Genomic DNA, 19,209 nt, shown 5'->3' on the forward strand with positions numbered 1-19,209 from the left:
TTGCGCGCTCGCGGGCCGGCGACAAAAGGCAAGCGTATGAAACTCGAAATCCAGCTCGATCGGGACAACGGCGTACCGCTTACCGAGCAGATCGTCACGGGCGTTTCGGCGTGGATCCGTTCGCGCAATGCGCATCCTGGCTCGAAGCTGCCGTCGATCCGCCAGTTCGCCGCCGACTTCGGCGTGAGCCGCTTCCCGGTGATCGAGGCATACGACCGGCTGGTGTCGCTCGGCTATGTCGACTCGCGCCACGGCTCCGGCTTTTACGTCGCCGATCGCCAGCCGACGGACATGCGTTGCCAAGGCACGTCGGACCCGCGCCGCGCCGATGTCGAGTCGGACCATTTGCTCGAGCAATTCAACTTTCCGGGCGAGACGCTGAAGCTCAGCACCGGCTTCATTCCCGAAAGCTGGCGCGACATCGATGGCATTGCGCAGGCGATTCGCCACGTGTCGCGAACCGATCCGGCGAGCATGGTCGAATACGCGACGCCGCTCGGCAATCCCGTCTTGCGCGAACAGTTGCGCGGCCGTATTGGCCAGTTGGGCATCCAGGCGGACGCGTCGCAGATTCTGATCACCAATGGCGCGAGCCAGGCGTTCGATCTGCTCGTGCGCTACATGCTGAAGCCTGGCGACACGATCTTTGTCGAGGACCCCGGTTACTACAACCTCTACGGCCTGTTGCGACTGCACGGCATGAAGCTGATCGGCATTCCGCGCACCGGCAGCGGTCCCGACCTCGATGCGATGCAGGCGCAACTGAAGCTGCACCGGCCCAGATTGCTGCTCATCAACACCGTGTTCCACAATCCGACCGGCACCACGGTCGCACCGCAGGTCGCGTTCCGTTTGCTGCAACTGGCGCGTGAGCATGGCTTCCAGATTATCGAGGACGATATCTACGCGGATTTTCAGACCGAGCTCACCGATCGCCTCGCGACCCTCGACCAACTCGAACAGGTGATCTACATCGGCGGACTGTCGAAGACGCTGTCGTCGTCGCTACGGATCGGCTGCGTGGTTGCGAGTCACGCGATCATCAAGGATCTGGTCGATATCAAGATGCTGACGAGCATCGGCGGCTCGCGGTTTGCCGAAGCGGTGGCGGTGTCGATGCTGGAGCGCGGCGCATATCGCAAATATCTGGAGCGACTGCGCCGCCAGATGCGCGGCGCGCTCGGCTCGACCGTCCAGACACTCGAAGATTCCGGCTGGGAGATTTTCGAAGAACCAGCGGGCGGCAAGTTCGTGTGGGCGCGCGTGCCCCATGTCACGGACGCCGAGCGGCTCGTTGAATGCGGTGTGCCGCTCGGTGTGACGGTGCTGCCTGGACAACACTTCAGGCCGAATCGGGAGGCGAGCCCGTGGATCAGGATTCATGTGGCGTTTGGCAACGAGCCACGGGCGCAGGCGTTTTTTCAGGCGGCGGCGCAGTTGCCGGCTGATGTGTGAAGACGGCGCAGAGCGCCGCCGAGACGCAGCGCCGACGCCTGCGCAAGACTGCGCCGCGCGCTGCGTCAGGAGTCGCTTTTCCCTAGAATAGCGAGTCCCAGCCCGACCGAGCGCGCCCAGCCGCTTGATATGTCTACGACGCCGACTCCGCCCGCCCTCGCTCCCGACCTCCCCTCTGGTCCTTCGCCCCGCGCACTGACGGTGATGCTGTGGCTGGTCGCCACCGGCTTCTTCATGCAGACGCTCGATTCGACGATCGTCAACACCGCACTCCCCGCGATGGCGACAAGCCTCGGCGAGCTGCCGCTGCGCATGCAATCGGTGGTGATCGCCTACTCGCTGACAATGGCGGTGATGATCCCCGTGTCCGGCTGGCTCGCCGACAGACTCGGCACGCGGCGCGTGTTCTTCAGTGCGATCCTCGTGTTCGCGGTGGGCTCGCTGCTGTGCGCGAACGCGCGCACGCTGAACCAACTGGTGCTCTTCCGCATTCTGCAAGGCGTGGGCGGCGCGATGCTGCTGCCGGTTGGGCGGCTCGCGGTGCTGCGTACCTTTCCGGCGGAGCGCTATCTGCCGGCGTTGGCCTTCGTGGCGATCCCGGGCCTGATCGGACCGTTGATCGGACCGACGCTCGGCGGCTGGCTCGTCAAAATCGCGTCGTGGCACTGGATCTTTCTGATCAACGTGCCGGTAGGCATCGTGGGCTGCATTGCCACGTTTATTTTCATGCCGGATAGCCGCAACGAACACACTGGCAAATTCGACCTCGGCGGCTACCTGCTGCTGGTGGTGGGCATGGTGGCACTTTCGTTCGCGCTCGATGGCCGCACCGAGTTCGGCATTCAACATGCGACGGTGCTGGTGCTGCTGATTCTGAGCATGGCGTGCTTCGTTGCCTATGGTCTGCACGCGGTGCGCGAGCCCGAGCCGATCTTTCCGCTCGATCTGTTCAAGATTCACACGTTTAGCGTCGGGCTGCTCGGCAATCTGTTCGCGCGGATCGGCAGCGGCTCGATGCCCTACCTGATTCCTCTGCTGTTGCAGGTGAGCCTCGGCTATAGCGCATTCGAAGCCGGGCTGATGATGCTGCCCGTGGCGGCCGCGGGCATGGCAACGAAGCGTCTCGTGACGACGCTGATTCTGAAGTACAGCTACCGGCGCGTGCTGATGGCGAACACGATTCTGGTGGGTCTGATGATGGCGAGTTTCGCGCTCACGAGCACGAATCAGCCGCTGTGGCTGCGGCTCGTGCAACTGGCGATCTTTGGCGGCGTGAACTCGATGCAGTTCACCGCGATGAACACGTTGACGCTGAAGGACCTGGGCACTGGCGGCGCGAGCAGCGGCAATAGCCTGTTTTCGCTCGTGCAGATGCTTTCGATGAGTCTCGGCGTGACCGTGGCCGGTGCGTTGCTGACGACCTTTACCGGCATCATGCAGCGTGTGACCGCCGCGAATTCGCTGCCGGCGTTTCATGCAACGTTCCTGTGTGTCGGCGTCATTACCGCATGTTCGTCATGGATCTTTGCGCAGTTGTCGCCGGAGATCCGCACGCCAGCGAAGAAGACCGATCCGTCAGAGCGAACCTGAAAGCCGCGCGCGCCAGGACGACGCATCCTCGCGCGCTCACAAACGGATTTCCTGGCAACGCTCCGCGCGGCGCGCACGCAGCATCCTTGAACAGCGTCACCGACCCGCAACAGGGCGCGTGCCGCACCAGTGAAGTGCGTGTCGTCGCCTTCATAGCGGAGCGGGCGCAGCACGTTTTCCTCGGAGCATTGCTGGTGGGCGCTCGAGCCTTGTTGGTACACGCGCATAGTTCTTGCTCGACTATCCTGTAAACTCTTAGTCTGCGCGTGCGAACTCCTGTGGAGCCCTGCAAGCGCCGCCGTTTCCACACGACCGACATGATGAGCATGATCGAACTCGAACATCCCGGCTTCCAGCCACCACGCCCGATGGCCGGCGACGAAGGCTCCCGCCGTACCGTTCTGTATGGCGGCTACACCGTTTTCAGCGTGTTTCAACCGGTCTTCTCGGTATCGCACCGGCGCGCGATCGGGTATCACGCGTCGCTGCGCGTGCACGACGAGCATGAGCAGCAAGTGCCCTCGCACGAAGTCTTTACGCAGGCCGCGCGACGCGGCGACCTGCTCGAACTCGGACGGCTGGCCGAATCGCTGCACCTCGGCAACTTCAACGCGTTCGACAGCCACGACGAATGGCTCTTCCTCAGCCTGCATCCGGCCGCGCTGATGGACACCAGCTACGGCGACGCGCTCCTTGCCAGCCTGAAGACGCTCGGCCTCCCGCCGCAACGCGTGGTGCTCGAAGTTTCCGAACAGGCCGGCGGCGAAACAACGCGCTTCGCCGAAATCGTCGATTCGCTGCGCAAGTCCGGTTTTCTGATCGCGCTCGACGGCTTTGGTGCGAAGCATTCGAACATCGACCGCGTGTGGAATCTGCGGCCGGACATCGTGACGCTCGACCGCTGCATCCTCGCGCAAGCGAGTGAACACTCGCATATCGAACGCGTGTTGCCGGGCCTCGTCTCCCTGTTGCACGAGTCCGGGCAACTGGTGCTGATGGGCGGTCTGAGCACCGAGCGCGACGCGCTGATCGCGCTCGAATGCAATGTGGACTTCGTCCAGGGCGCATTTTTCGCCGGCCCGAGCGTCGAACCCGTCAAGCCGCAGGTTGCCGCTGGCCTGATGGATTCGCTCTCCGCTTCGCTGCGCGAACGCGTTGCCGCTCGGGAGAAAGCGCAATCCGCGCGGCTCGCGCCGTATGTCACTGCGCTCGAGGCTGCCGCAGCTCAGTTGATTGCCGGGGAATCGATCACGCAGGCGACCGCACCTCTGCTCGCGCTGGGAGAAACGGCGCGCTGCTTTGTCCTGGACGGATCGGGCCGGCAGATCGGCGACAACGTGCTGCCGCCGGGCCGCACATCGCAACGCGCAAAGCGCTTCAGCCCGCTGCTGCATTCCGAAGGCGCCAGTTGGGAGCGCCGCCCGTACTTCATTCAGGCGATGCGTCAACCGGGGCGGGTTCATCTAACACCGCCGTATCTGTCGATCAACGAAGCGCATCTGTGCGTCACGGCCTCGATTGCCGCGCATAACTCGCATGGTACGCAGGTGCTATGCGTGGACATCAACTGGGAAGTCGCGGCTCACCGCAACTGACACCTGCGGATGGCCCTTGATGCGGGCAAGCAGTTCCTTGACCGCCTCACGGCCCAGCATTCGGTTGGCCGCCCGCAAATGCGCGGCGCTGGCCACGATGCGCAGCGAGACGATTCTCGCCGAAAGGTCCGTTGCGCCGTCCGTCACCACGTCGATTAGCCCGACGATATCGCCGTCGCAGAACAGTGCGATACACACGGCACCCGCCATCGACACCACCTCGGTATAGCTCGCCTGTTGCGCGAGCGATGTAACCACAGCGATCCACTTCGGACCTGAGCCCGGTTCGCGGGCGCGCTGCGCTTCGGCTCCAGGTGTTGGCCCTTGTGCCCGAAGGGCCAGGTTGGCCGCAGGGAATGGAGTGGGCGTAGCGTACAAAGGTACGTCGCTGATCAGTTGCGGCGCGTCGTTGAAAAGCTGCAGCAAGCCCGCCCGGTCTTGCGCTTCGAGCGCCGCGCGCAATCGCTCGACGATTCGCCCATGCACCGCTGGATCGGGCCGCTCCAACGGCGCGCCCGCCCGTTTCAGACGCTCCTTGGCGCGATGAACCATTTGCCGGCATGAGGCCGGTGTGCGCTCGAGAATCGACGCGATTTCGGCATAACCGCACTCGAACGCTTCATGCAGGACGAACGCCGCGCGTTCGTCTGGCTTCAGATGTTCGAGCAGCAACATCACGCCATATGAAATATCGGCCGCGCGCAATGCCAACTCCTCCGCCGATGGTGCGACCTCGTCGAGCCACGGCTCCGGCAACCAGCCGCAAGCCTGCGACGCGCGCTCGCGCTGCGCGTGCCGCAGACGGTCGATCGCCGTGCGGGTGGTGAGCGTGGTGAGCCACGCGACCGGCGTTTGCACCGCCTGCTTATCGGCCAGATGCCATTTGAGCCAGACGTCCTGCACCACGTCTTCGGCCTCCGCACGACTGCCAAGCATCCGATATGCGAGCGCCAGCAGACGGGCGCGCGCGGCCTCGAAACTGGATGCCTTGTCGATTCCCTGTTCCGTCATGCGTAGACCTCCCGATGTTGCGTCGTGAAAAAGCGGCTGTACACCAGTGGCATGGGTCAGGCGCGCGTCATGTTCGGTATTCCTGAGCTTGACGCACGGGCAACGGGTGATGTGACAGCTCGGCGCAAAAAAATTTCTGTCACAACTCGGGCCGCTGCTTCGTCAAATGAGCAAGAACCGGCGCATGTCACGCGGCGGCTGCCCCGAGGCCGCCTGCGCATCCCCGCCTGTGCATCCCCGAATGCCCGTGCCATCCATCCTGAACGAGGAACCCATGCCTTCCAGTTACCCATCTGTCTCCGCCCTGGGCCTCGTGCCCACGGTGATCGAACAATCCGGCCGGGGCGAGCGCGCCTATGACATTTACTCCCGCCTGCTGCGCGAGCGCATCGTGTTTCTTGTCGGGCCCGTGAACGAGCAGTCAGCCAGTCTGATCGTCGCACAATTGCTGTTTCTCGAATCGGAGAACCCCGACAAGGATATTTCTTTTTACATCAACTCGCCCGGCGGCTCGGTGTATGACGGCCTCGCGATTTACGACACCATGCAGTTCATCAAGCCGGAGGTCTCGACCTTGTGCACGGGCTTTGCCGCGAGCATGGGCACCTTTCTGCTCACCGCGGGTCAACGCGGCAAACGGTATGCGCTACCCAATGCCCGCATCATGATTCACCAGCCTTCCGGCGGTGGTCAGGGCACCGCGGCGGACATCGAAATCCAGGCGAAGGAGGTGCTGTATGTGCGAGCGCGTCTCAATGCCATGATGGCCGAGCGCACCGGACGCAGCATCGAAGATATCGCGCGCGATACCGACCGCGACAACTTCATGTCGGCGCTCGAAGCGCGGGAATACGGATTGATCGATGACGTGCTGGAAGCTCGCGCGACGTGGAACAACGCAAGTCGTCGCGACACCCTGTAACGGAACTGACACGGAGCCGCTCGCTGGGCCGCCAGACAAACCGCTTGCTCCAAATTACCATCCACCTATCGGTGCGAGCGCACCACAAAAGCTGCTCACCTTCGCTGGAATCGCTATCATGTCGCGATTCGTCGACTTCGACGACCGCTTCAATGGAGATACACATGGCGTCATCCAACGAAAACGTCAGCATGGCGCTGTTCTGCGACTTCGAGAATGTCGCGCTTGGCGTGCGCGACGCGAAATACGACAAGTTCGATATCAAGCTTGTACTCGAGCGCCTGCTGCTGAAGGGCAGCATCGTCGTCAAGAAGGCGTATTGTGACTGGGATCGCTACAAGAGTTTCAAAGGGGCCATGCACGAGGCCAATTTCGAGTTGATCGAAATTCCGCATGTGCGCCAATCGGGCAAGAATTCCGCCGACATTCGGCTCGTCGTCGATGCGCTCGATCTCTGTTATACGAAATCGCACGTCAATACGTTCGTCATCATCAGTGGTGATTCGGATTTTTCGCCGCTCGTGTCGAAGCTGCGGGAGAACGCCAAACAGGTCATCGGCGTTGGTGTGCAGCAGTCCACCTCGGATTTGCTGATTGCGAACTGCGACGAGTTCTTCTTTTACGACGATCTCGTACGCGAAAGTCAGCGCGCGGTCGCGAGGCGCGAATCGTCGCGCCAGCAGCAGAGCGCGCAGCAGGCAGCCAAACGTGCGGCTGACGAAGAGAAAGCCCCGCCGAAGGAAGATCTGGAGAAGCGTCGCAGCAAGGCCGTTGAAATTGCGGTGCAGACGTTCGACGCACTCGCTTCCGAACGTGGCGACAGCGGCAAGATCTGGGCGTCCGTGCTGAAGAACGCGATCAAACGGCGCAAACCGGATTTCAACGAAACGTATTACGGGTTTCGCGCTTTCGGTAATCTGCTGGAAGAGGCGCAGGCGCGCGGGCTGCTCGAATTCGGCCGCGATGAAAAATCAGGCGCGTACGTTTATCGAAGCACGGCTGTGAACGTCGCGAGCGAAGCGGCCAGTGAAACTATCGGCGAAACCGCGGCAGAGTCTGCCGAAACGGGGTCGGCTGAGTCGGCGTCGGCTGAACAGGCAGCCGAACATTCGTATCAAGCGCAGGCGGCGCAAGCGGCCGCGTCCGAGCCGGGCGGCAAGCACAAGTCGCGTCGCAAGGACCGCGGCAACCGCAAGGCGGGGCGAGGTCAGGAGGCCGCGCACGGCAAGCGCGGTCACCACGAAACGACTGATGAAGAACCTGCGGCTGGCGCTCCGACTCTCACCGAACAGGCGCAGCCGGCCGAGCAGCTCCAGCGGCAGGAGCCACGTGAACACGCGCCGCTCCCAGATGAGTTCGTCGTTAAACCGATAGCTGAAGAGACCGAAGCTCGCGCTGTAAAAGCGGCAGCGGATACTGCCGCTGAACAGGTCGTCTTCGGTCAAGAAATCGAGCAGACCGCCGACAGCGACCAACTCGCACAGCGTGAAAGCGCCAAAAAGCGCGCATCCCGCAAAACCGCCGCGAAGAAAGCGAAGAAAAGTACGCCGCGCACCATCGAGGAAGTCCCTGAGATCGCGGCGCCGGCGGAGGCCCCTGCTCCAGCAGTCGATTCGGAAGAAGGATCTGAGGCCGCCAGGAAGGCCGCCCGTAAAACGGCGTCTCGCAGCCGTCGTCCGCGCAAAGCGGCGTCGACGGACAGCACGGAGTAAGCAGCGGCGCGGATTTGACGATCGTCGCTACAAGCTACCACCCAACCGGGCTACGCAACGAAACCCGGTACCGGCCGACAATGCAAGACGAGCAAGCCGGCCGGCCCCACTATCACCACTCAGTAAGCCGGATAAGGCGCATACATGACGGGCGGAGGCGGTGCGTAGTAGTAAGGACGGGGCGCGACATACACCGGCTGCGTCGAATAGTAAGGCTGCGGCTGAGCGATCGTCTCGCCCTTCGATGTCATGCACTGGGCGTAGGCGGTGTCATAGCGTGCCTGCATGCCGGCCGCCGAGTACTGGGCGCCATTCGCACCGTTCGCGCCGCCGATCAGCAGGCCGCTGCCCGCCCCGATCGCCGCGCCCGCGCCGGCGTTGCCCGCCGCGGCGCCGAGCAGCGCGCCGACCGCCGCGCCGCCGAGCGTGCCGAGCGCCGCGCTGTTCACGCTGTTCGTGGTGGCAGCCTGCGCAGCGCCGGACGGATTCGTCGTTTGATTCGCGTAGTCGCGGCACGCGTAGTCGTTCTGTTGGAACTGGCTGAGCGGCTCGCCGGCGCGCGGCATCGCGGCTATGCTCGGGCCGCTCGGTGGCGCCACTGCGCAACCGCCTAACGCGAGCGCGATGACTGCGGCGGGAATCGCCAGGTTGATCGTTTTATTGCTGGAAATCATGGTTGTGCACTTCGGAGGATTGGAATTCAAACGTTAGGCGAATCGCAAAATTCCGTGGTTACGGCTCCGTTACAGAAAGTTTTTGCGCGGCCGGCTGGCCTCGACCCGGCTGCGCATCGTCGCGGCATTGGGTACGTTATATCAAGTGATGCTTGTAAATGCGCGGGCAATCAATTGACAAGGAACGCCGCCCACACTCGCGTCAAACGATCCCCGCCGCCCAAGCCAATCGACCCCGCGGAGGCCGCCTCAATCAACCGGCTCATTCTCGCCGCCGCAGCAGCTTGCATTGCCTGCGGCGCGCCCGCCCCCGCCAGCTCGGCGAAGTCGACGGGCGGCGGCCGAGGTCCACTTAGCGCCCCGCGAAATCGCAGTTACCAACTGTGACAAACTTCTTTCAGAAGCGCCCCTCCCGTTCCGCTCGCCTCAGAAAAGGAAAAAGCCCTCGCGATGGAGGGCTTTCGTCTCTAGCTAACCATCTTCAATCGCGACCGCAAGGATCACGACATCAGACGACGAGCTGCAACCGGTAACCTCAAGCGAAGTTCTTCGCCGCGAAGTCCCAGTTGACGATGTTCCAGTACGCTTCGACGAACTTCGGACGCGCATTGCGATAGTCGATGTAGTAAGCGTGCTCCCAGACGTCGATCGTCAGCAGAGCCTTGGCGTCGGTGGTGAGCGGCGTGGCGGCGTTGCTCGTCGACACGAGGTCGAGCGAACCATCGGCCTTCTTCACGAGCCATGCCCAGCCCGAGCCGAACGTGCCGACCGCGGTCTTCGCAAACTCTTCCTTGAACTTGTCGAACGAACCCCACTTCGCGTTGATCGCGTCCGCGAGCGCGCCGGTCGGTGCGCCGCCACCTTGCGGCGACAGGCTGTTCCAGAAGAACGTGTGATTCCACACCTGAGCCGAATTGTTGAAGATACCGCCCGACGACTTCTTGACGATCTCTTCCAGCGACAGGTTCTCGAACTCCGTGCCCTTGATCAGATTGTTCAGGTTGGTCACATAGGTCTGGTGATGCTTGCCATAGTGAAACTCGAGCGTCTCTTCCGACATGTGCGGAGCGAGCGCGTTTTTCGCAAACGGCAGCGGCGGGAGCGTATGTTCCATGGTGCTTTCCTTCTCTATATCTGTTGTGGGGAGTCTGCGGATGACGCTATCGAGCACTCGATTGTAGGCGAGTTGGAATAACCCCGCAAACGACCGGCCTTTATGTCCGGCATGTCGAACACGCCGTGCGCAAGGCCCTTCGGAAGGGTGCGCATGGCGCGTGCCCGGGTCGTCGGCAGGCAGGACATGACAGCAGATGGGCGCCACGCGCCCACCGGCAAAACGTCAGAAGCCCTCGGTCAGACGCGCCTGCACGTCGGCGAGCGCGACGTCGGCCGACCCTTCGGCGAGATGCATCGTCAAACGACGTCCGGGTTTCAGCGACGACGGCGTGCGAATCGCCCGCCCGCTTTGCGCGTCGAGCACGGCCGCATAACCGCGCTCGAGCGTGCGCTGTGGACTCAGCGCTTCGAGTCGCGCGAGGAGCATGTCGATACGCGCGAGCTGACGTTCATGCTGGCGCGACAGCGCCGCATTCAGGCGCTGCGCCAGCATGTCGACGCGCGTGCGCTCGGCCGCGAGATCCGGACGCCAGCGTTGCCAGCGCATCTGCAGCAGCGAGAAGCGCGCTCGAGCGTCCCGCACCGGCCGCGCGCCCGCCGACGCGAGCCGCACGCGCAATTGCTGCAGATGCGTACGCTGCCGCGCGAGCCGCTCGGCCGGCGACACGAGCCGGCGCGCCAGCCAGTCGAGCTGCTGCGCGCGCCGCTCCATCATGCGGCCGAACGCACGCGCAAGCGTCGCGTGCCGATGATCGAGTTCGCGCAGCAGCATGACGCGCTGCGGACTCACGAGTTCGGCGGCACCGGTTGGCGTCGGCGCACGTACGTCGGCGGCGAAATCGGCAATCGTGAAATCGGTCTCGTGGCCGACGCCGCTCACCACCGGTATCACGCTTTCCGCAATCGCGCGCGCGAGCACTTCTTCGTTGAAGGCCCACAGATCTTCGATCGAGCCGCCGCCGCGACACACGATCAGCACGTCGACCTCGCGGCGGGCGCCAGCCGTCTCGACCATCGCCGCCAGTTTCGCGCTGACACCCGAACCCTGCACCGGCGCCGGATAAACGATCACCGGAATATGCGGCGCGCGGCGCGACAGCGTCGTCAGCACGTCGCGCAATGCGGCCGCCTGCAACGATGTGACGATACCGATCGCGCGAGGATGCGTCGGCAGTGCGCGTTTGCGCTCGGCGGCGAACAACCCTTCGGCTTCGAGTTGCGCCTTCAACCGCAGGAACGCTTCGTACAGACGCCCCTGACCGGTGCGGCGCACCGCTTCGACATTCAGTTGCAATTCACCGCGCGGTTCGTACATCGTCACGAGGGCGCGCACTTCGATGCGATCGCCTTCGCGCGGCATGAATTCGGCGTACTGCGCGCGACCGCGGAACATCACACAGCGCATCTGCGCCTGCGCGTCCTTGATCGAGAAATACCAGTGACCACTCGCAGCGCGCGTGAAGTTCGACACTTCGCCCGCGACCCATACGAGTGGAAACGAGCGTTCGAGCATCGTGCCGATCGCGCGATTGAGCGCGGAAACGGGAACGACGACCTCACCGCCTGGTGTGGCCGCCGAAGCAAAAGGATTTTCGGGGTTCATGCGAGGAATAAATAGCGCTGGCCGGACAGACGATAGACCGAGCGACGAGCGGAGTCCAGCCGGAATCGCAGGATTGTTAAAAGTGTCCACATGGCGGGAACCGCCTGACGAATTCCGCCAGAACGCCCGCCAACGCCAATAGATTCCTGGCAGACCCTTGATTTATATGGCGTTTGCATCTCAATTGAGGGCGAGCACTTCGATCCAAAGCGCACGGAATGGCCCTCCCGGACGATCGGATGGCAGGTTCTCCACAAAGTTATCCACAGACTGTGGCCGACCGCACATAGCATAGACCAGCGTCCATCAAACCCTGCGCGACTTGCCGGCTGGGACGCCCGCGCGCTAGAGTTGCGGGTTCGACGGCATGCCGATCGCGCAGTGAGCCAGGGAGCTTGCTGGCCCGAGGCCAATCAGCACGAGCCCTTTCGCCGCGCGGTTTGCAACTCATTTTTCGACCGTATTTGCATTCGATTGCCCGGAGAACCGCGTTGAAGTTGACCCCGCGTAGTGCGCACGGCACGCAGTCCTTGCCCGCAACCCGCCCATGAGCGAACTCAGCGACCGTCTCGCAGCGCGCCTCGCGCGCGAATGGCAGCAACGCGGCCCGCTCGCGTGGGCGTTGACGCCGCTTGCCTGCGTGTTCGGCGCGGTCGCGGCCGCGCGCCGCGCCGCGTTTTCCCAAGGCTGGCTGAAGTCGGTGCGCGTCGGCGTGCCGGTGGTGGTGGTCGGCAACCTGACGGTTGGGGGCACCGGCAAGACGCCGACCGTCATCGCGCTCGTCGAAGCGTTGCGCACCGCGGGCTTCATGCCTGGCATCGTGTCGCGCGGCTACGGCGCGCGCGTGAGCACGCCGACCCAGGTCACGCCCGGTTCTTCGGCGCGCGTCGGCGGGGACGAACCGTTGCTGATCGCGCGCCGCACCGGCGCACCCGTATGGGTCTGTCCCGATCGCGTCGCCGCCGCGCGGGCGCTGTGCGCTGCCCATCGCGACGTCGACGTGATCGTCAGCGACGACGGCTTGCAGCACTATCGCCTCGCGCGCGACGTCGAACTCGTCGTGTTCGATCACCGGCTCGGCGGCAACGGCTTCCTGCTGCCGGCCGGGCCACTGCGCGAGCCGTTGTCGCGCCGCCGCGACGCGACGCTGATCAATGATCCGTACGCGCGCACGCTGCCCGCGTGGCCGAACACGTTCGCACTGCAGCTCGCGCCCGCCGACGCGTGGCATCTCGACAATCCCGCGCTGCGCCGCCCGCTCGCGCAATTCGCCGGTCAACGTGTGCTGGCCGCGGCCGGCATCGGCGCGCCGGAACGCTTCTTCGCGACAGTGCGCGCGGCCGGCATCGCGCCCACGACGCGCGCACTGCCCGATCACTACGCGTTCGAGCGCAATCCGTTCACCGACGTCGACGCCGACGCGATCCTGATTACCGAAAAGGATGCGGTAAAATTGGGGGCCTGGCACGACGCGCGCATCTGGGTAGTCCCGGTCGAAGCCGCGCTTGATCACCGCCTCACTGCATTAGTTGTGGAGAAAGTCCGTGGACGCTCGCCTGCTTGAAATTCTCGTTTGCCCGATCTGCAAGGGCCCGCTCAGCTACGACCGCGCCGCGCAGGAACTGATCTGCAACGCGGACAAGCTCGCCTATCCGATCCGCGACGGCATTCCCGTGATGCTCGTCGACGAAGCGCGGCAGACCGTCGAAGGCACGCCGGTCGATCTGAATCCCGGCTCGGTCGCCTGACCCGGCGCGGCGCCGCGTCGTCTCGCTCGCGCGCGGGTCAAGGGGCAAAGGTTCGTCAACGCCAACCCGCCCGTATGTGCTCCACGATCGATCCGTAGCCGTTTTAGCCGCTCCGGCTTACGTCCGACTCTGCGTGCGCGTCGCGCGCGCAGCCTCTTCCTTCGGCCTGATTGCCGCCCGTTCCCGATCCGATGATCCAACCCACCCCTTATCCGTTTATTGCCGTCGTGCCGGCCCGTCTGGCGTCGACGCGTCTGCCCAACAAGCCGCTCGCGGACATCGGCGGCAAACCGATGGTCGTGCGCGTCGCCGAGCGCGCGCGCGAATCGGGCGCGCAGCAGGTGCTGGTCGCGTCGGACGCGCAGGAAGTGCTCGACGCGGCGCACGACCACGGCTTCGACGCGGTCCTCACGCGCGCCGACCATCCGTCGGGCACTGACCGTCTCGCGGAAGTGGCGACGCGCTTCGGGTGGAGCGACGACACGATCGTCGTCAACGTGCAGGGCGACGAGCCGCTGATCGACCCGGCGCTGGTGCGCGGCGTCGCCGCGCATCTGGCAACGACGAGCGACTGCGCGATCGCGACGGCCGCCCATCCGATCACCGATCCCGCCGAAATTTTCAATCCGAACGTCGTCAAGGTCGTGCCCGATGCGCGCGGCGTCGCGCTGTATTTCTCGCGCGCGCCGATCCCGTGGGCGCGCGACGCATGGCAGCCGCACTGGCCCAACGTCGCGTCGATGCCGGCGCCGCCCGCACCCACCGCCGTATACCGGCACATCGGACTGTACGCGTATCGCGCGAAATTTCTGCGCACGTACCCGAGTCTCGCGATCTCGCCGATCGAACAGGTCGAAGCGCTCGAACAGCTGCGCGCGATGTGGCATGGCGAGCGCATCGCAGTACTCGTCACGCACGACGTGCCGTTGCCGGGCGTCGATACCCCCGCCGATCTCGCGCGCGTACGGGCTTTATTCGGGTCTTGAGCGCGGGAAGCCGTGGCATAATCGAACCGTTATGCGCGCCTCCCAGCGCAGGCGACGCTCGGGTTATCCCGGTCGCGCCGTGCGGTTCTTGCAGCGCCGTCATTTCGACGTGCAGCGCGAGCTAGCCAACGGTAGCCGATGCGGAGCCTGCGAGAATCGCCGGGAAGCCTGCTGCGTAAACAAAGAATTCACATAGATCTGGAGATATCCATGCGTTTGATCCTGTTGGGTGCACCGGGTGCTGGCAAAGGCACTCAGGCCAACTTCATCAAGGAAAAGTTCGGCATCCCGCAAATTTCGACCGGCGACATGCTGCGCGCGGCCGTTAAGGCTGGTACGCCGCTCGGCCTCGAAGCAAAGCGCTTCATGGACGCCGGCGAGCTGGTCACGGATGAGTTGATCATCAACCTCGTGAAGGAACGTCTGCAGCAGCCGGACTGCGCGAACGGCTATCTGTTCGACGGCTTCCCGCGCACGATTCCGCAAGCCGAAGCAATGAAGCAGGCCGGTGTCGCGATCGACTACGTGCTCGAGATCGACGTGCCGTTCGACGAGATCATCGTGCGCATGAGCGGCCGCCGCTCGCACCCCGCGTCGGGCCGCACGTATCACGTGACGTTCAACCCGCCGAAGGTCGATGGCATCGACGACGTAACTGGGGAGCCGCTGATCCAGCGCGACGACGACAAGGAAGAAACGGTCAAGAAGCGTCTGGAAGTGTACGAATCGCAAACCAAGCCGCTGATCGAGTACTACAACAGCTGGGCGAAGAACGGCGATGCGTCGAGCTCGGTGAAAGCGCCCCAATATCGCCGCATTTCGGGAATCGGCAGCGTCGATGCAATTCGCGCCCGTGCGTTCGATGCGCTGAAGTAAGCTGGATTGATCTAACATTTCCGCTGTTTGCGTTCGGCCAAAACCCGCCCACATTGGGCGGGTTTTTTATTGGCTCAGCGCGCCAACCGCGACGGCAAGCGCTGTATGCGGAGCGTCCAGCGGAACCGGTTGGTCTTCCCTAGCGCTCGCATGTCCGCGACCCACGTCGCTTTCCGCAGCGCAGCACAGCCGCTACAATCGATCGTCGAAAAAATGCTTCGATCCAGACTGCACTGAACAACCGTAGCGAAGGAGAAGACATGGAAATTCGTGACAACGTGTTCCTGATCACCGGCGGTGCATCAGGCCTCGGCGCTGCCACCGCGCGCCTGCTGGTCGAGAACGGCGGCAAGGTCGTGCTCGCCGACCTGAATCTGGACGCGGGCGAGGCGCTCGCCAAGGAGCTCGGCGGCGTATTCGTCAAATGCGACGTGAGCCGGGAAGAGGACGCGCAACAAGCCGTCGAAGCCGCGACGAAGCTCGGCGTGCTGCGCGGACTCGTCAACTGCGCGGGCGTCGCGCCGGCCGCGAAGACCGTCGGCAAGGATGGCCCCCATTCGCTCGATCTGTTCACCCGCACGATCTCGATCAACCTGATCGGCACGTTCAACATGATCCGGCTCGCCGCCGCGCAGATGTCGAAGAACGAGCCGAACGCCAACGGCGAGCGCGGCGTGATCATCAACACCGCATCGGTCGCCGCGTTCGACGGCCAGATCGGCCAGGCGGCCTACTCCGCGTCGAAGAGTGGCGTGGTCGGCATGACGTTGCCGATCGCGCGCGACCTGTCGCGCAACGCGATCCGCGTGATGACGATCGCCCCCGGCATCTTCGAAACGCCGATGCTGCTCGGCATGCCGCAGGAAGTGCAGGACGCGCTCGGCGCGATGGTGCCGTTCCCCCCGCGCCTCGGCAAACCGGCCGAATACGCGATGCTCGCCAAGCAGATCTTCGACAATCCGATGCTGAACGGCGAGGTGATTCGGCTGGACGGCGCGATCCGTATGCAGCCGAAGTGAGGAGCGCCTGGCGATAAAAAACGCCTGTACATGTACGACATGTGCAGGCGTTTGACTTCTATGCAGCGTGAAAGCTCGCGGCGCTATTCACCACCATCGTGCCGCGTGCGCTGCCGCAATTCATGCAGCTGCGACTCGACCACGGTGGCGTCTTCCGCATCGGGGCGATCCCCGAGGTAGCTTTCGAGGTCCTCGAGCGCGGGCCGCAGATAGTCGAGCCGCGCATACGCGAAACCGCGATCGCGCACTTCCTCGATATTGTCCGGCAGCAGAATGACGAGCCGCTGTTGCACCGCGAGCAGTCGTTGCCAACGCTCGGTTTGCAGATAGATCGCCTTCAGGTTGCGCAGCATCCGCGCGACGATCTCGCGACGCGTGGCCGGTTGCAGCAGCATGCGCAGCGCCCGGCCGACCGAATCCCCAGCCGACGCGACGTACGGTTCGAGCATCTCGACCATCTGCGCTTCGGACAGCGAATGACCGGTGGTCGGATCGAGCATCACGTCGCCGTCGGGCGTCGTCACGCGCAGCAGGAAGTGACCCGGAAACGACACCCCGCGCACCGGAACGCCGAATTGCTCGGCCATCTCCAGATAGAGCACCGCAAGTGAAATCGGGATGCCGCGGCGACGTTTGAGTACGACGTTCAGATGACTGTTGTCGGGGTCGTAGTAATCGTTCAGATTGCTCGCGAAACCGAGTTCACGGAAAAAGAACCGATTGAGGATGCCAACCTTCTGACGGATGTCGGCGTCGTCTGGCATGCGGCGGCGCAGCCGCAGCACCAGCTCGTCGATCTCGGCGAGCACCGACTGCAGATCGAGGTCAGGATAGGCGTCCTGCGCCAGCGAGAGCGCCGTCTCGGTCAGCGGCAGGCTCTCGTCTTCGGCGACGAGCGTACTGAAATAATCGAGAACCCGCGACATGGTGATCACTTCACTCGCCTTTTGAAATACGCGTACTTGAAGCCCATCAGCCAAAGCATACCGAAATATAGCGCAGCGAACAGCACGAGACACGCACCGAGCAACACGATCCGGCTGACCGGCTGGGTATGCATGCCGACCCAGTCGAAGCTGATCGCAAGCCAGCGCATCACGCCGGCGAGCACGAGGCACGCGCCGAGCAACTGCACGAAAAACTTGAGCCAGCCGCTCGACGGCGTATAGATGCCGCGTTTGCGCAGACCGATGAACAGCAGCAACGCATTCACGCAAGCGCCGAGCCCGACGCTCAGCGTGAGACCCGCATGCGCGAACAGCGGCACGAACGCGTAGTTGCACAGCTGCGTGACGACCAGCACGCCGATGCCGATCTTCACCGGCGTCTTGATGTCCTGCTTCGCGTAGAAGCCCGGCGCGAGGATCTTGATCAGGATCAGGCCGACCAGGCCGACGCCGTAAGCGGCGAGCGCGCGGCTCACCATCACGACCGCGGTGCCGTCGAACTTGCCGTAGTTGAACAGCACTGCTGTCAGCGGCTGGGCGAAAAAGAACAGCGCGATCGCGCTTGGTGCGGCGAGCAGGAACGTCACGCGCAGCCCCCAGTCGAGCAGCGACGAATACTCGTGCGAATCGGCATCGACATGCGCCTTCGACAGGCTCGGCAGCAGGATCGTGCCCAGCGCGACGCCGAGCAGTGCGGTCGGAAACTCCATCAGGCGGTCGGCGTAGTTGATCCACGACACCGCGCCGGGGCCGATGTGCGACGCGATGTTGGTGTTGATGATCAGGCTGATCTGCGCGACCGACACCGCGAACATCGCCGGCACCATCTTCGCGAGCACCCGTTTTACGCCGCGATGCGCGAGCGCGTGCAGCGGGTTCAGGCCGATGCGCGGCACCATGTCGATCTTCTTGAGGCCCGGCAGTTGCACCGCGAATTGCAGCACGCCGCCGATGATCACCGCCCACGCGAGCGCATAGACCGGCGTTTGCAGGCGCGGCGCGAGAAACAGCGCAGAGACGATGAACGAAACGTTCAACAGTACCGGCGCGAATGCGGGCAACGAAAAGTTCCGGTACGTATTCAGCACGCCCGACGCCAGTGACGTCAGCGAAATGAAAATGATGTACGGGAACATGATGCGCGTCATCGTGACCGCGAGCTGGTATGCGTGGCCCTCGCGCGCAAGGCCCGAAGCGACGACGAACACGACGCCCGACGCGCCGACCACGCCGATCACCGATAGCACGGCGAGCGCCCACGCGAGCACGGTCGAAGTCGCGTCGACGAGCGCCTTGGTGGCGTCGTGGCCTTGCTGGTTCTTGAACTCGGCGAGGATCGGCACGAAGGCCTGCGAGAACGCGCCTTCCGCGGAAATGCGGCGCAGCAGGTTCGGAATGCGAAAGGCGACGTAGAAAGCGTCGGTGTATTGACTGGCGCCGAACGCACGGGCGATCAGGGTTTCACGGGCCAGTCCGGTCACGCGCGACAGCAGCGTGAAGCCGCTGACCGTCAGCAGGGCTCGGAATAGATTCATGGGGCGCTTATTATACGGGTCCCGCTAATGCGGGCGACGAGCCGGAACGCGATTCGGACCGATTTGCAGCGCGGACGTTCGCCGCAATCGGCTGGAAAGTGCGATTTTTGTATTTTCAGCGGCTTTCCGTGCTGCGCCAGCACTTCAGCGTCAACATGACGCCACTCCCGTCACTGCGACGCCGTCGCGCGTTTCCCGTTGTCACGTGCCTGATTTTGTTGCTATAATCGTCGGTTTCGAAGCTTGCTCAGTTTTCGCACGGTCTTCGGACGGGATTCTCAGGTTGGCACAGCGCCGCCTGTCAATACATCCGGAAGCCTGGAAACACGGGCCCGCCTTCGCGTAGTTCGATCGATTTTTTCGACACTTTTGCGCCCTTGGGCAATCGCTTCCAAGGGTTCGGATCGAGAAGCAGCACCT

General features: G+C 63.7%; 16 protein-coding genes. 10 read left to right on the forward strand and 6 right to left on the reverse strand.

The window, feature by feature from the left end; all coding sequences use genetic code 11:
• Positions 1-36 precede the first annotated feature (36 nt).
• From AB4Y34_RS08120 to AB4Y34_RS08130, 3 genes are all read left to right on the forward strand, one after another.
• On the forward strand, positions 37-1,455 hold the full coding sequence (locus AB4Y34_RS08120) for a PLP-dependent aminotransferase family protein (protein ID WP_368715736.1): 1,419 nt from the start codon (positions 37-39) through the stop codon (positions 1,453-1,455).
• 204 nt (positions 1,456-1,659) lie between these two features.
• Positions 1,660-3,045 carry a multidrug transporter subunit MdtD gene (mdtD, locus tag AB4Y34_RS08125; RefSeq protein WP_368715841.1) on the forward strand — a complete coding sequence of 462 codons (1,386 nt, stop codon included), beginning with the start codon at positions 1,660-1,662 and terminating at the stop codon, positions 3,043-3,045.
• Between the two features lie 320 nt (positions 3,046-3,365).
• Positions 3,366-4,640 carry an EAL domain-containing protein gene (locus tag AB4Y34_RS08130; protein ID WP_368715737.1) on the forward strand — a complete coding sequence of 425 codons (1,275 nt, stop codon included), beginning with the start codon at positions 3,366-3,368 and terminating at the stop codon, positions 4,638-4,640.
• On the opposite strand, the gene AB4Y34_RS08135 is transcribed toward AB4Y34_RS08130, so the two are convergent.
• Positions 4,596-5,651, reverse strand: a complete 1,056-nt coding sequence (locus AB4Y34_RS08135; protein ID WP_368715738.1) for a sigma-70 family RNA polymerase sigma factor — start codon at positions 5,649-5,651, stop codon at positions 4,596-4,598. The genes AB4Y34_RS08130 and AB4Y34_RS08135 overlap by 45 nt on opposite strands.
• 274 nt (positions 5,652-5,925) lie before the next feature.
• Between AB4Y34_RS08135 and clpP the strand changes: the two genes are divergently transcribed.
• Positions 5,926-6,573 (forward strand): ATP-dependent Clp endopeptidase proteolytic subunit ClpP, encoded by a 648-nt coding sequence (gene clpP / locus AB4Y34_RS08140; RefSeq protein ID WP_368715842.1) that lies wholly within the window; start codon positions 5,926-5,928, stop codon positions 6,571-6,573.
• Positions 6,574-6,737: 164 nt separating this feature from the next.
• Positions 6,738-8,285: an NYN domain-containing protein gene (locus tag AB4Y34_RS08145; RefSeq protein ID WP_368715843.1), complete on the forward strand. Its 1,548-nt coding sequence runs from the start codon at positions 6,738-6,740 to the stop codon at positions 8,283-8,285.
• A 119-nt stretch (positions 8,286-8,404) separates the two neighbouring features.
• Here AB4Y34_RS08145 and AB4Y34_RS08150 read toward each other — a convergent pair whose 3' ends face one another.
• The 3 genes from AB4Y34_RS08150 to xseA all read right to left on the reverse strand — a co-directional run bounded on the left by AB4Y34_RS08150 (position 8,405) and on the right by xseA (position 11,678).
• A complete protein-coding gene (locus AB4Y34_RS08150; protein ID WP_368715739.1) occupies positions 8,405-8,959 on the reverse strand; it encodes a glycine zipper family protein in 555 nt (184 codons plus the stop codon).
• A 535-nt stretch (positions 8,960-9,494) separates the two neighbouring features.
• Positions 9,495-10,073 (reverse strand): superoxide dismutase [Fe], encoded by a 579-nt coding sequence (gene sodB, locus AB4Y34_RS08155; RefSeq protein WP_013090345.1) that lies wholly within the window; start codon positions 10,071-10,073, stop codon positions 9,495-9,497.
• A 225-nt stretch (positions 10,074-10,298) separates the two neighbouring features.
• The gene (gene xseA / locus AB4Y34_RS08160) at positions 10,299-11,678 is read right to left on the reverse strand and encodes an exodeoxyribonuclease VII large subunit (protein WP_368715740.1); all 1,380 of its coding nucleotides are present in this window, start codon (positions 11,676-11,678) and stop codon (positions 10,299-10,301) included.
• Between the two features lie 547 nt (positions 11,679-12,225).
• Here xseA and lpxK point away from each other — a divergent pair.
• From lpxK to AB4Y34_RS08185, 5 genes are all read left to right on the forward strand, one after another.
• Complete coding sequence (gene lpxK / locus AB4Y34_RS08165; RefSeq protein ID WP_368715741.1) at positions 12,226-13,242, forward strand: tetraacyldisaccharide 4'-kinase; 1,017 nt, start codon at positions 12,226-12,228, stop codon at positions 13,240-13,242.
• Complete coding sequence (locus tag AB4Y34_RS08170) at positions 13,223-13,426, forward strand: Trm112 family protein (RefSeq protein WP_007180583.1); 204 nt, start codon at positions 13,223-13,225, stop codon at positions 13,424-13,426. The genes lpxK and AB4Y34_RS08170 overlap by 20 nt, the downstream gene beginning before the upstream one ends.
• A gap of 191 nt (positions 13,427-13,617) precedes the next feature.
• Positions 13,618-14,412, forward strand: a complete 795-nt coding sequence (gene kdsB / locus AB4Y34_RS08175; RefSeq protein WP_368715742.1) for a 3-deoxy-manno-octulosonate cytidylyltransferase — start codon at positions 13,618-13,620, stop codon at positions 14,410-14,412.
• A gap of 210 nt (positions 14,413-14,622) precedes the next feature.
• The gene (gene adk, locus AB4Y34_RS08180) at positions 14,623-15,288 is read left to right on the forward strand and encodes an adenylate kinase (protein WP_368715743.1); all 666 of its coding nucleotides are present in this window, start codon (positions 14,623-14,625) and stop codon (positions 15,286-15,288) included.
• Between the two features lie 260 nt (positions 15,289-15,548).
• On the forward strand, positions 15,549-16,307 hold the full coding sequence (locus AB4Y34_RS08185; RefSeq protein ID WP_176121700.1) for a 3-hydroxyacyl-CoA dehydrogenase: 759 nt from the start codon (positions 15,549-15,551) through the stop codon (positions 16,305-16,307).
• 83 nt (positions 16,308-16,390) lie between these two features.
• On the opposite strand, the gene AB4Y34_RS08190 is transcribed toward AB4Y34_RS08185, so the two are convergent.
• Together AB4Y34_RS08190 and murJ are read right to left on the reverse strand one after the other, a co-directional pair.
• Complete coding sequence (locus AB4Y34_RS08190) at positions 16,391-17,233, reverse strand: SirB1 family protein (RefSeq protein ID WP_176110260.1); 843 nt, start codon at positions 17,231-17,233, stop codon at positions 16,391-16,393.
• A 5-nt stretch (positions 17,234-17,238) separates the two neighbouring features.
• A complete protein-coding gene (gene murJ / locus AB4Y34_RS08195) occupies positions 17,239-18,789 on the reverse strand; it encodes a murein biosynthesis integral membrane protein MurJ (protein ID WP_368715744.1) in 1,551 nt (516 codons plus the stop codon).
• Positions 18,790-19,209 lie beyond the last annotated feature (420 nt).

This window comes from Paraburkholderia sp. BR10954 (assembly GCF_040965775.1).
GTDB lineage: Bacteria > Pseudomonadota > Gammaproteobacteria > Burkholderiales > Burkholderiaceae > Paraburkholderia > Paraburkholderia youngii.

Excerpts from the sequence above, each read along its gene's own strand:
- AB4Y34_RS08190 (WP_176110260.1), bottom strand. The coding sequence starts at position 17,233 with ATGTCGCGGGTTCTCGATTATTTCAGTACGCTCGTCGCCGAAGACGAG.
- AB4Y34_RS08130 (WP_368715737.1), top strand. The coding sequence starts at position 3,366 with ATGAGCATGATCGAACTCGAACATCCCGGCTTCCAGCCACCACGCCCG.
- lpxK (WP_368715741.1), top strand. The coding sequence starts at position 12,226 with ATGAGCGAACTCAGCGACCGTCTCGCAGCGCGCCTCGCGCGCGAATGG.
- clpP (WP_368715842.1), top strand. The coding sequence starts at position 5,926 with ATGCCTTCCAGTTACCCATCTGTCTCCGCCCTGGGCCTCGTGCCCACG.
- AB4Y34_RS08145 (WP_368715843.1), top strand. The coding sequence starts at position 6,738 with ATGGCGTCATCCAACGAAAACGTCAGCATGGCGCTGTTCTGCGACTTC.
- sodB (WP_013090345.1), bottom strand. The coding sequence starts at position 10,073 with ATGGAACATACGCTCCCGCCGCTGCCGTTTGCGAAAAACGCGCTCGCT.
- adk (WP_368715743.1), top strand. The coding sequence starts at position 14,623 with ATGCGTTTGATCCTGTTGGGTGCACCGGGTGCTGGCAAAGGCACTCAG.
- AB4Y34_RS08185 (WP_176121700.1), top strand. The coding sequence starts at position 15,549 with ATGGAAATTCGTGACAACGTGTTCCTGATCACCGGCGGTGCATCAGGC.
- AB4Y34_RS08150 (WP_368715739.1), bottom strand. The coding sequence starts at position 8,959 with ATGATTTCCAGCAATAAAACGATCAACCTGGCGATTCCCGCCGCAGTC.
- AB4Y34_RS08120 (WP_368715736.1), top strand. The coding sequence starts at position 37 with ATGAAACTCGAAATCCAGCTCGATCGGGACAACGGCGTACCGCTTACC.
- AB4Y34_RS08135 (WP_368715738.1), bottom strand. The coding sequence starts at position 5,651 with ATGACGGAACAGGGAATCGACAAGGCATCCAGTTTCGAGGCCGCGCGC.
- mdtD (WP_368715841.1), top strand. The coding sequence starts at position 1,660 with ATGCTGTGGCTGGTCGCCACCGGCTTCTTCATGCAGACGCTCGATTCG.
- kdsB (WP_368715742.1), top strand. The coding sequence starts at position 13,618 with ATGATCCAACCCACCCCTTATCCGTTTATTGCCGTCGTGCCGGCCCGT.
- murJ (WP_368715744.1), bottom strand. The coding sequence starts at position 18,789 with ATGAATCTATTCCGAGCCCTGCTGACGGTCAGCGGCTTCACGCTGCTG.
- xseA (WP_368715740.1), bottom strand. The coding sequence starts at position 11,678 with ATGAACCCCGAAAATCCTTTTGCTTCGGCGGCCACACCAGGCGGTGAG.